11 protein-coding genes are annotated in these 11,880 nt (G+C 62.6%); 8 read left to right on the top strand and 3 right to left on the bottom strand.

Annotated features, from left to right (window positions below; translation table 11 throughout):
- Positions 1-35: 35 nt before the first annotated feature.
- From yidD to rpmH, 3 genes are all read right to left on the bottom strand, one after another.
- Positions 36-245, bottom strand: coding sequence for a membrane protein insertion efficiency factor YidD (gene yidD / locus BSY238_RS09380; protein WP_069038899.1), 210 nt, complete (start codon positions 243-245; stop codon positions 36-38).
- Entirely contained in the window at positions 242-709 is a 468-nt protein-coding gene (rnpA, locus tag BSY238_RS18060) for a ribonuclease P protein component (RefSeq protein WP_083223995.1), read from the bottom strand. The genes yidD and rnpA overlap by 4 nt, the downstream gene beginning before the upstream one ends.
- Before the next feature lie 88 nt (positions 710-797).
- Entirely contained in the window at positions 798-932 is a 135-nt protein-coding gene (gene rpmH / locus BSY238_RS18055; RefSeq protein ID WP_083223994.1) for a 50S ribosomal protein L34, read from the bottom strand.
- A gap of 287 nt (positions 933-1,219) precedes the next feature.
- Here rpmH and dnaA point away from each other — a divergent pair, with 287 nt between their 5' ends.
- The 8 genes from dnaA (at position 1,220) to darG (ending at position 11,836) form a co-directional block, all read left to right on the top strand.
- On the top strand, positions 1,220-2,686 hold the full coding sequence (dnaA, locus tag BSY238_RS09370) for a chromosomal replication initiator protein DnaA (protein ID WP_442922962.1): 1,467 nt from the start codon (positions 1,220-1,222) through the stop codon (positions 2,684-2,686).
- 263 nt (positions 2,687-2,949) lie between these two features.
- Positions 2,950-4,050 carry a DNA polymerase III subunit beta gene (gene dnaN, locus BSY238_RS09365; protein WP_083223993.1) on the top strand — a complete coding sequence of 367 codons (1,101 nt, stop codon included), beginning with the start codon at positions 2,950-2,952 and terminating at the stop codon, positions 4,048-4,050.
- Between the two features lie 93 nt (positions 4,051-4,143).
- Positions 4,144-6,648, top strand: a complete 2,505-nt coding sequence (gyrB, locus tag BSY238_RS09360) for a DNA topoisomerase (ATP-hydrolyzing) subunit B (protein WP_069038895.1) — start codon at positions 4,144-4,146, stop codon at positions 6,646-6,648.
- A gap of 126 nt (positions 6,649-6,774) precedes the next feature.
- Positions 6,775-7,113, top strand: a complete 339-nt coding sequence (locus tag BSY238_RS09355; protein WP_069038894.1) for a zinc ribbon domain-containing protein YjdM — start codon at positions 6,775-6,777, stop codon at positions 7,111-7,113.
- A 173-nt stretch (positions 7,114-7,286) separates the two neighbouring features.
- Positions 7,287-8,852, top strand: coding sequence for a class I SAM-dependent DNA methyltransferase (locus tag BSY238_RS09350; protein ID WP_069038893.1), 1,566 nt, complete (start codon positions 7,287-7,289; stop codon positions 8,850-8,852).
- Entirely contained in the window at positions 8,842-10,140 is a 1,299-nt protein-coding gene (locus BSY238_RS09345) for a restriction endonuclease subunit S (protein ID WP_083223992.1), read from the top strand. The genes BSY238_RS09350 and BSY238_RS09345 overlap by 11 nt, the downstream gene beginning before the upstream one ends.
- Entirely contained in the window at positions 10,140-10,724 is a 585-nt protein-coding gene (locus BSY238_RS09340) for a DUF4433 domain-containing protein (protein WP_069038892.1), read from the top strand. Before BSY238_RS09345 ends, BSY238_RS09340 begins: the two co-directional genes overlap by 1 nt.
- Positions 10,725-10,732: 8 nt before the next feature.
- Positions 10,733-11,836, top strand: a complete 1,104-nt coding sequence (gene darG, locus BSY238_RS09335; RefSeq protein ID WP_069038891.1) for a type II toxin-antitoxin system antitoxin DNA ADP-ribosyl glycohydrolase DarG — start codon at positions 10,733-10,735, stop codon at positions 11,834-11,836.
- Positions 11,837-11,880 lie beyond the last annotated feature (44 nt).

Here is an 11,880-nt window from a genome sequence, read left to right as displayed (position 1 = left end):
AAGCGATCGTGGAGGCGGCCGGGACGACTCGGTGCTCACGGCACCGGATCATGTCCCCCGGGATTCCACGGATGGCAGCGCGCAATGCGCCTGAGCGACAGCCAGCCGCCACGCAGGCTGCCGTGGCGGCGGATCGCTTCGGTGGCGTATTCGGAACAGCTGGGCAGGAAGCGGCAATTGGCTCCCAGCATGGGGCTGATGGCGTAGCGATACACGGCAAGTACGGACAGCAGAAGACTTTTCAACTGGCTGGCTCCGAAACAGGCGGCTTCCCGCTGGACGGCCCGGCATCGGGCGCTACGGCCGGCGGGCGCATCCGGCCAAAAAGATGGTCAAGTTCCGCCCGCAGCGCCTTGCGATCGAGGCTTTCAGGCCGCGAATTCAGGCGCAGAACCATGTCGAGCGGCCTCAACCCCGTCCGCGCATGGCGGAATGCTTCGCGCGCCAGTCGCTTGACCAGATTGCGATCATGCGCGCGCTTCAGGTGCCGCTTCGCGACCACGACACCCAGACGCGCTCCGGTCTCTGCATCCGGGCCGGACGATTTGACCGGACCGTGATGGATCACGAAATGACGGCTGCGCTGTGTGCGCCGTAAAGCAAAAACGGATGAAAACTCATCCGTTTTTCTGAGCCGGAAGACCGGGCGGAAACTGCATGTTCCTCGCGCCGGCGTTTCCGGTGAATCTGCCGTGCCTGCATCGCTCACTGTGCACTCACCCTCCGGCTTGCTGCCTGATGGCAGACGACCGGACGATCACGGACACGGCAGCGCGGGCTGGAAACGTCTGGCTACGTCAGACCGCGAGCCGGACGCGGCCCTTGGCCCGACGGGCACGGATGACGGCGCGACCACCACGGGTGCGCATGCGTTCGAGGAAACCGTGGGTGCGGGCACGGCGGACAGATGACGGCTGGTAGGTGCGTTTCATGGCCTGCTCACTATGTATACGGAAAAGCCCGCGATTACAGCGCAACATCAGCGCCTTGTCAATCGCCCCGCAGTGGCGCGGGTTTGGCCGGTGTGGATAAGCAGGGCCGAAAGCGCTAGACTCCGTCACTCAAAACAGCTGGCAAAAGCGGACCCGGGCCACCGGTCACCGCAGTGCCCGGAACACCGCAAAGAGGCGATCCTTCTTCACGGATCGACTGTCCCGGGTCAGGTCACAAGGCTGTGCCATACCCCCTAGAAATCGACCCGGCGACCTCGCAGACCATGATGCAACAGTTTTGGGCAGTCTGCCTCAGCCGCTTCGAGCAGGAACTTCCCGCGCAACAATTTCACACCTGGATCAAGGGCTTGCGCATCGATCCGTGCGCCGATGCCGAAACCGAATCACTGGCGCTGGTCGCCCCTAACCGCTTCGTTCTGCAATGGGTGCGCGAGCGCTATGTGTCGCGCATCGAAGCGCTCGGTCTCGAATATTTTTCGCAACCGGTATCGGTGCGCCTGAGTCTGCCCCAGGCAGGCAGCCAGGCGAACGACGCTGCCGATGCACCCATACTGGTGCCGTCGTCGTCCGACGCGCCACGCGTACGCCAGACGCATCTGCGTGCCGACGGAGAAGAAACCACCCGCGTCACGCCGCCGGCCATCATCAAGTCGAACGGCGACGCGCAGTCCGACCGCAATGAACGCAACCGCGGCCGGCCCGACGAACGCGACCGCTCGCGCCTGAACCCGGGATTCACCTTCGACAACCTGGTCACCGGCCGTGCCAACGAGCTGGCGCGCGCCGCCGCCATACAGGTCGCGCAGAACCCGGGCATGTCCTACAACCCCATCTTCATCTACGGTGGTGTCGGGCTGGGCAAGACGCACATGGTGCATGCGCTGGGCAACGAGGTGATGCGGCACAACCCGGACGCGGTCATTCGCTACGTGCACGCCGACGACTACTACGCCGACGTGGTACGCGCCTACCAGCAGAAAAGCTTCGACGCCTTCAAGCGCTACTATCGCTCGCTAGACGTGCTGCTGATCGACGACATCCAGTTCTTCAACAACAAGACGCGCACGCAGGAAGAGTTCTTCTACGCGTTCAACGCGCTGACCGACGGCAAGAAGCAGATCGTCATCACCTGTGACACCTATCCGAAGAACATCCAGGGTGTCGAAGAACGCCTGACGACGCGCTTCGGCTGGGGACTCACGGTGCAGATCGAGCCGCCCGAGCTCGAAATGCGGGTCGCCATCCTGAAGAAGAAGGCCGAGATGGAGCGGGTGAAGGTGGGTGACGACGTCGCCTTCCTGGTCGCCAAGAACATCCGCAGCAATGTGCGCGAACTCGAAGGCGCGCTGAAGAAGATCATCGCCTTCGCCCACTTCCACACGGTGCCGATCACGCTGGAAGTGGCCCGCGAGGCGCTGAAGGACCTGCTGGGCGCACACAACCGGCAGATCACGCTCGAATTCATCCAGAAGACCGTCGCCGACTACTTCAAGATCAAGGTGTCGGAGATGTATTCGAAGAAGCGTACGCGTGCCATCGCGCGGCCGCGTCAGGTCGCCATGTGGCTGGCCAAGGAACTGACGCCGGAAAGCTATCCGGCGATCGGCGAAGCCTTCGGCGGGCGCGACCACACGACCGTGCTGCATGCCTGCCGCACCATTGCCGACCTGAGGCTGAAGGACGAAGTGCTCAATCATGACCTGCACGTGCTCGTGCAGACCTTGCGCAAATAGCCGGAAACCGCCGCTGGAAGGGTGTGGATGAAGCGGTATTGAAGCTGTACGGATAAACAGGTGTGAAAACGTGTATGGCCGCTGTGGATAAGCAGGCTGTTTTCAGCAGGTCACGGTTTCATCCACATTTGTTCAAGCGCAGATGAGGCAGTTGTACATACAACGATACATACTGCAAGTAGCTGAAAAAAAGAATAATTAAAGTGTTCTCCACAGAAAATGGTCGACGTTAACGGTTTACAGAGGTTTATAAAATGCTCTTAATGAAGATAGAACGCGAACAGCTGCTGCGTCCGCTGCAGTCGGTCAGCGGCATCGTCGAGAAGCGCCACACCCTGCCGATCCTGTCCAACGTCCTGATCGAAACCGAGGGCGATGCGCTCACGCTGCTGGCCACCGACATCGAAATCCAGATCCGTACCCGCTCCACCGGCAACATCAGCGCCGCCCAGCCCGCTGCGCTGACGGTCGCTGCCCGCAAGCTGCAGGACATCCTGCGTGCCCTGCCGGAAGGGCAGGAGGTGAGTCTCGACGCCGACGACCGCAAGCTCACGGTGCGCTGCGGCAAGAGCCGCTTCACGCTGCAGACCCTGCCGGCGCAGGACTACCCGCGCATGCAGGTCGCCGAGGGTGAAACCGTCAAGCTCAGCCTGACCCAGCGCAAGCTCAAGCGGCTGCTGTCGCTGGTGCAGTACTCGATGGCCCAGCAGGACATCCGCTACTACCTCAACGGCCTGCTGCTGGCCGTCGGCAGCGAGGAACTGCGGCTGGTCGCAACCGACGGCCACCGTCTGGCCTACGTGTCCGAGGCGCTGCCCGGCGTGACCGACAAGCTCGACGTGATCCTGCCGCGCAAGACCGTGCTCGAACTGTCGCGCCAGCTTGCCGACACCGACGACCCGGTCGACATCGAACTGGGCGGCAACCAGGCGCGTCTGCGCTTCGGCTCGGTCGAGCTCATTTCGAAGCTGATCGACGGCAAGTTTCCCGACTACGAACGCGTGATTCCGAAGGATCACCCGAAGGAAATCATGCTTCAGCGTTCGTCCTTCCTGCCGGCGCTGCAGCGCGCCGCCATCCTGACCAACGAAAAGTTCAAGGGTGTGCGCGTCGTGCTTTCGTCCGGCCTGCTCAAGCTCATTTCCAGCAATGCCGAGCAGGAAGAGGCGCAGGAAGAGCTGGAGGTCGACTACACCGGCGACGCCCTCGACATCGGTTTCAACGTGAGCTACCTGCTCGACGTGCTCGGCAATGTGGCCGGCGACACGCTGAGCCTGCGCCTGAACGACGGCAACAGCAGCGCACTGATCACGCTGCCCGGCACCGACGGCTTCAAGTACGTCGTGATGCCGATGCGCGTGTAAGCCGCGCCACCTGCACCACCGCCCGGCCTGCGCGCCGGGCTTCGTGTTTTTTGATGGACCCCGCGCACCTCGTGCGCAGCACCGGAATACGCCATGTCTGACGAGCTCACACCGAACTCCCCCGAAACGCCGATGGTCCCCGGTGCGCCCAACGCCGACGCCTACGGCGAAGGCAGCATCCAGATCCTCGAGGGGCTGGAAGCCGTGCGCAAGCGCCCCGGCATGTACATCGGCGACACGTCTGACGGCACCGGTCTGCATCATCTGGTGTTCGAGGTGGTCGACAACTCGATCGACGAGGCGCTGGCCGGCCACTGCGACGACATCGTAATCACCATCCACACCGACAGCTCGATCTCGGTGACGGATAACGGCCGCGGCATTCCGACCGGCATCAAGTTCGACGACAAGCACGAACCGAAGCGCTCGGCCGCCGAGATCGCGCTGACCGAACTGCACGCCGGCGGCAAGTTCAACCAGAACTCGTACAAGGTGTCCGGCGGCCTGCACGGCGTGGGCGTCAGCTGCGTGAACGCCCTTTCGAAGTGGCTGCGCCTGACGGTGCGCCGCGACGGCAAGAAGCACTTCATGGAATTCGAGCGCGGCGTGCCGGTCGAGCGCCTGCTCGAGGTGCAGAACGGCGTCGAGGTATCTCCGCTGAAGGTGCTGGGTGCGACTGAAAAGCGCGGCACCGAAGTGCACTTCCTGGCCGACGAAACCATCTTCGACAACATCGAATTCCACTACGACATCCTGGCCAAGCGGCTGCGCGAACTGTCCTTCCTGAACAACGGCGTCAAGATCAAGCTGGTCGACCAGCGCAACAACAAGGAAGAGGATTTCGCCTTCCTCGGCGGCGCGCGCGGTTTCGTCGAATACATCAACCGCAACAAGACCGCGCTGCACCCGAACGTGTTCTGCAGCGCCGGCGCGTCGATGCAGGGCAATGTGCAGATCGACGTCGAAGTCGCCATGCAGTGGAACGACAGCTACGCCGAACAGGTGCTGTGCTTCACCAACAACATTCCGCAGACCGACGGCGGCACCCACCTGACCGGGCTGCGCGCGGCGATGACGCGCATCATCAACAAGTACATCGAAGAACACGAAATCGCCAAGAAGGCCAAGGTCGAAATCACCGGCGACGACATGCGCGAAGGCCTGGCCTGCGTGCTGTCGGTGAAGATGCCCGACCCGAAGTTCGCGTCGCAGACCAAGATGAAGCTGGTGTCATCCGAAGCGCGTCCGGCAGTCGAGGAAGTGGTGGCGCAGAAGCTGACCGACTTCCTGCAGGAGCGCCCGAACGACGCCAAGACCATCTGCGGCAAGATCGTCGAAGCCGCCCGTGCGCGCGACGCGGCCCGCAAGGCACGCGACATGACGCGTCGCAAGGGCGTGCTCGATTCGTTCGGCCTGTCCGGCAAGCTGGCTGACTGTCAGGAGAAGGACCCGCGCAATGCCGAGCTCTACCTGGTCGAGGGTGACTCCGCCGGCGGCTCCGCCAAGCAGGGCCGTGACCGGAAGTTCCAGGCCATCCTGCCGCTGAAGGGCAAGATCCTGAACGTCGAAAAGGCGCGCTTCGACAAGCTCATTTCCAGCCAGGAAATCGTCACGCTGATCCAGACCCTGGGCACCGGCATCGGCAAGGACGAATACAAGCCGGAAAAGCTGCGCTACCACCGCATCATCATCATGACCGACGCCGACGTCGACGGCGCCCACATCCGCACCCTGCTGCTGACCTTCTTCTACCGCCAGATGCCCGAACTGGTCGAAGGCGGCCACATCTACATCGCGCAGCCGCCGCTGTACAAGATCAAGCACGGCCGCACCGAGCTGTACGTGAAGGACGACCACGAACTGAACCAGTACCTGCTCAAACTGGCGTTCGACGAATCCAGCCTGGTGCCGCACGAGGGTGCCGAGCCGCTGTCCGGCAGCGCCTTCGAAGAGATGGCGCGCGAATACCTGCTGGCCGAAGCCATCGTCGAACGTCTGGCCGAGTACGCCGACGGCGAACTGCTGCGCACGCTGCTCGAACACAACATCGCGCTCAGCCTCGACGACGAAGCCGCTGCCCGCGACAGCGCCGCCCGGCTCGCCGCCAAGCTCCCGCCCAATGTCACGCTGCTGGCCGAATACAACGACAAGACCGAAGCCTGGCAGCTGCGCATCGAACGCATGCACCACGGCAACCGCAAGATCGGCCGCGTCGACAGCGAATTCCTGCTGTCAGGCGACTATCAGCGCATCCGCCACGCCGCCGAACTGATCGCCGGCCTGGTCGGCCCCGGCGCCATCGTGAAGCGCGGCGAAAAGCAGCAGGAGGTCGCCAGCTTCACCGAAGCCACGCGCTGGCTGCTGAACGAAGTCGAACGCAACCTCGGCAAGCAGCGCTACAAGGGCCTGGGCGAAATGAACCCGGAACAGCTGTGGGAAACCACGATGGACCCGACCGTGCGCCGCCTGCTGAAGGTACAGATCGACGACGCCATCGCCGCCGACGAAATCTTCACCACGCTGATGGGCGACAACGTCGAGCCGCGAAGGGCGTTCATTGAAAGCAATGCGTTGGGGGTGAGGAATCTGGACGTGTGATGTCGCTCCGGCTCACGCAGCAGGTCAAGGGGGCATTTGCCCCCTTTTCATTGCCCACGCAGACCCGGAGACTACAGCGCGTGCGCGGTCGGCCCCGACAGACCCATGAACGAACAAGGACTACCGATGAGCGGCCTGCCCCCCTGCCCGCAATGCAGTTCCGAATACACCTACGAAGATGGCGACATGCTGGTCTGCCCCGAATGCGCCCATGAGTGGAGCAAGGGCGGCGCCGCGGCGGTCGAGGAAAAGCGCGTGTGGAAGGACGCCCACGGCAACGTGCTGCAGGACGGCGACTCGGTCACCGTGATCAAGGATCTCAAGGTCAAGGGCACCTCGTCGGTCGTGAAGGTCGGCACCAAGGTGAAGAACATCCGCCTGATCGAAGGCGATCACGACATCGACTGCAAGATCGACGGCTTCGGCTCGATGCAGTTGAAGTCCGAATTCGTCAAGAAGGCCTGATCGGCCGCCTTCGAGTCTGTGCCCGGGCCGCGCAGGTCGGGCAATGCGATGACGGTCTGTCGGTCGCCACCATCCAACGCACCGATCGGCGATTGTGGTTAAAGTCGCGCGGTGCCCGATGCCTGCGCGTTCGCAGGGCAGCCGGTGCACGCTGACCCACGACCCGGAACGCCATGCTCGACGACATCAAGAAAACCCTCTGGGCTACCGCCGACAAGCTGCGCGCCAATATGGACGCGGCCGAATACAAGCACCTCGTGCTCGGCCTCATCTTCGTCAAATACATTTCCGACACCTTCGCCGCGCGTCGCGCCGAACTGGTGCGTCGCTTCGCCGACGAAGCCGACGACTACTTCCTGCCCGACAGCACGCCCGCCCTGCTCGCCGAAGAACTCGAAGACCGCGACTACTACCGCGAGGTCAATGTGTTCTGGGTACCCGAAGCGGCGCGCTGGGAAACCCTTCGCGCGGCGGCCAAGCAGCCCGACATCGGCAAGCGCATCGACGACGCGCTGTCGCTGATCGAGGTGGAGAACCCGAAGCTCAAGGGCATACTCGACAAGCGCTACGCGCGCGCTCATCTGCCCGACGGCAAGCTGGGCGAACTGATCGATCTGGTGTCGACCATCGGTTTCGGCGCCGACAGCAAAGGCGAACCGGGCGCCGCGCGCGACGTGCTCGGCCAAGTGTACGAGTATTTTCTCGGTCAGTTCGCCAGCGCGGAAGGCAAGAAGGGCGGGCAGTTCTACACGCCGGCCAGCATCGTCAAGACACTGGTCGCGGTGCTCGCGCCGCATCACGGCAAGGTGTACGACCCCTGTTGCGGCTCGGGCGGCATGTTCGTGCAGTCCGAGAAATTCATCGAGGCGCACGGCGGCCGGCTGGGCGACGTGTCGATCTACGGCCAGGAATCCAACCCGACCACGTGGCGGCTGGCGGCGATGAACCTCGCCATCCGCGGCATCGACTTCAATCTGGGCAAGGAACCGACCGACACCTTCACCCGCAACCAGCACCCCGACCTGCGCGCCGATTTCATCCTCGCCAACCCGCCGTTCAACATCAGCGACTGGTGGCACGGCAGCCTAGAAGGCGACCCGCGCTGGGAATTCGGCAACCCGCCGGCCGGCAACGCCAACTACGCCTGGCTGCAGCACATGCTGTATCACCTCAAACCCACCGGCCGCGCCGGCATCGTGCTGGCCAACGGCAGCATGAGTTCCAGCCAGAACAGCGAAGGCCAGATCCGCGCCGCCATGGTCGACGCCGACGTGGTCGAAACCATGATCGCGCTGCCCGGCCAGCTCTTCTTCAATACCCAGATTCCCGCCTGCCTGTGGTTCCTCACCCGCCACAAACCGCGCCGCCCCGGCGAGGTGCTGTTCATCGACGCGCGCAAACAGGGCCGCATGATCAGCCGCGTACAGGCCGAACTGAACGACGACACCATCGCCCGCATCGCCGCCACCGTCGCCGCCTGGCGCGGCGAAGCCGGCGCCGGCGACTACGCGGACGAGCCCGGCTACTGCCGCAGCGTGAAGCTGGCCGAAATCGCCGAACACGGTCACGTGCTCACCCCCGGCCGCTACGTCGGCGCCGAAGCGGTCGAAGACGACGACGAGGCGTTTGCCGACCGCATGCAGACGCTGACCGAAAAGCTGGGCGAACAGATGGCTAAGGGCGCGGAACTGGACCAGTTGATCCGGCAGAAGCTGGGGGGGCTGGGGTATGAGTTCTGAGAAGCAACGGGCGCTAATTCGCCCTTTGTTTGCCCCCACGGTTAAATCCGATTGGTCGTGGAGTCGCCTCGATGAGATATCTCAGGTATTTGATTGCCCTCATTCCACTCCTAAGCTCGTTGACGATCCTGCATCGCCCTTTGTCGTTAGATCGCAGGATGTGAGAACCGGGTCATTCTTAACGGCAAATGCCGCAAGGGTTTCACCCGGGACTTACGAGGAGCGCATCAAGAGGGTCGAACCAAGATTTGGCGACCTTGTATATAGTCGTGAAGGCACATATTTCGGGATCGCAGCCGAGGTACCAAGGGGAATTAAACTGTGCCTTGGACAGCGGATGGTGCTGATAAGACCTGATTCATCAAAGGTAGATCATGCGTTTTTGAAGTATTGGCTTAATTCGCCTCAGATACACGGCCACATTCATGGCTTCCGAGACGGTACTGTTTCCGAACGTCTGAACCTGCCGGTTATTCGGGGACTGGCCATCGCATTTCCGTCAAAGGCTGTGCAGCGCGAGATCGCCGAAGTCTTAACGTCACTCGATGACCGCATAACCCTCCTGCGCGAAACCAACGCCACGCTCGAAGCCATCGCGCAGGCGCTGTTCAAGTCGTGGTTCGTCGATTTCGACCCCGTCCGCGCCCGCATGGAAAGCCGCGCGCCGGAAGGCATGGACGACGCCACCGCCGCCCTCTTTCCTGACAGCTTCGAGGAATCGGAACTGGGCTGGGTGCCGCGGAGGTGGCCGACAGGCAAACTTCAAGACTTGCTGGTATTGCAGCGGGGTTTCGATCTGCCGGCCTCTTCGCGCACGGAGGGCGCTTATCCCCTCATCGCTGCAAGCGGTCCAAATGGTACGCATGACGTTGCAATGGCAAGCGGTCCCGGGGTCGTGACCGGTCGATCCGGCGTCTTGGGCAAAGTCTTTCTTGTCCTCGAAGACTACTGGCCACTGAACACGACGCTTTGGGTCAAGGAGTTCAAGCATTCGACGCCCTGTTACGCCTTCGAACTGCTGAAACGGCTGGATTTCGCGTCGTTCAATGCAGGCTCTGCGGTTCCGACGCTGAACAGAAACCACATCCACGGACTCCCGTACTTGCTACCGCCGAAGGAATTGCTCCTTGGATATGAGGCTGTGGCGATGACGCTCCATAGACGCGCGCTTGAAAACAGCCGACAAGCCCAGACCCTCGCCACCCTTCGCGACACCCTGCTGCCCCGCCTGATTTCCGGCCAGCTCCGTTTGCCGGATGCGGAAGCGATGGTGGAGGCCAGTGTGTAATGCCTCATCGCGTGACCGAACTGCACTCGATCATGCCGATAGACAATGTGCCGTCGGTCATGGCGCACGGCCTGCTGTCGTACGAGGCTGCGGCGGCGTTGACGCATCACTCGGTCGCGATGCCGGAGATACAGGACCGTCGCGACAAGGTGCAGGTACCCGGTGGCCTGAAGCTGCATCAGTACGCGAATCTGTACTTTCATGCGCGAAACCCGATGATGTTCAAGCGCCGCCATCAGGCTTCGGGCCTTTGTGTATTGAGGGTATCGCGCGAGGTGTTCGATCTGGATAATGTCGTGCTGGCGGATCAGAACGCTGCCAGCAATTACGTGCGCTTTCTGGGGCCGGCGCAGCTTTGGGCGATCAATCTCGATCTGGTTTATGCACGTGACTGGACCAGCCCGGACCTGATTGCCTATTACCGGCAGAAGGCGGCGAAATGCGCTGAAGTGCTGGTGCCCCAGCGTGTTCCGCCCGAACTGATTGTCGGTGCGTATGTGGTGAGCGAGGCGGCCGGCAACCTGCTCAAGATGACCGGTTTCGGTCTTCCGATCACCGTAGACGCCGATCTGTTTTTCCATTGAGGCCAGCCATGATCAAGATTCTGATCGGCGACATGTTCGAAAGCGGCGCGGCCACCCTGGTCAATACGGTGAATTGTGTCGGCGTGATGGGCAAGGGTGTGGCGGCCGAGTTCAAGAAGCGCTATCCGCAGATGTTCGCCGACTATGCGTCGCGCTGTGCCGCCGGCCAGGTGAAGCCGGGTGAGCCCTACCTGTATCGCGACGTGCTGGGCACGTCGGTCATCAACTTCCCGACCAAGGACCACTGGCGTTCGCCGTCACGGCTGGACGACATCGTGCGCGGCCTCGATCACCTGATTTCGCACGCAGCGGCGTGGCAGCTCGAATCGCTGGCGGTGCCGCCGCTCGGCTGCGGCAATGGCGGGCTCGAATGGTCGCTGGTCGGGCCGATCATGTTTCAGAAGCTGTCGGCGCTGAACATTCCGGTGACCATCTACGCGCCCTACGGCACGCCGCAGTCGCAGCTGTCGGCCGAGTTTCTCAGCCAGACGATGAGCGCCGACAACGTGAAGGGGCGCCAGCAGCAGAAGCTCAATCCGGCCTGGCTGGCCCTGCTGGCCGTGGTCGATGAACTGGGCCGGCAGCCGTATGCCTACCCGGTCGGCCGGACCATCTTCCAGAAGATCGCCTACATCCTGACTGAGCAGGGTGTGGACACCGGCTTCCGTTTCGAGCAGGGCAGCTACGGGCCGTTCTCGGCCGAGTTGCAGGAAGCGATCAAGGTGTTCGCCAATACGAACCTCATCGAGGAACGCACGCTGGGCCGCATGACCGCCGTGTACGCCGGGTCGGCCTACCCGGCGTTCCGCGACCGGTACGCGTCGCTGCTGGAGGGCTACCGGAAGAAGATCGACAAGACGGTCGACCTGTTCAGCCGCATCAAGAACACCGATCAGGCCGAAGAGGTGGCCACCGTGCTGTATGCGGTGCGCAAGCTCAAGCAGGAAGCTGTGCAGGAAGTGTCGGAAGAAGACCTCTATCGCTACATCCTCGGCTGGAAAAAGTCGTGGGACCGCGAGGACAAGCGCCGGTCGATCGCCGGGACGATACGCAATCTCGAAATGCTGAACTGGATGCGGCTGAAGTACAGCGAGGCGCTGGAAGTCGAGTAAGACGCGCTGCCGTTGCCGTACGCCGCCGACGTCTGTTTAGCAAT

Source organism: Methyloversatilis sp. RAC08 (genome assembly GCF_001713355.1).
Taxonomy (GTDB): domain Bacteria; phylum Pseudomonadota; class Gammaproteobacteria; order Burkholderiales; family Rhodocyclaceae; genus Methyloversatilis.
Note: the sequence above shows the minus strand (reverse complement) of the source record. Positions and strands in the feature narration are given on the sequence as shown.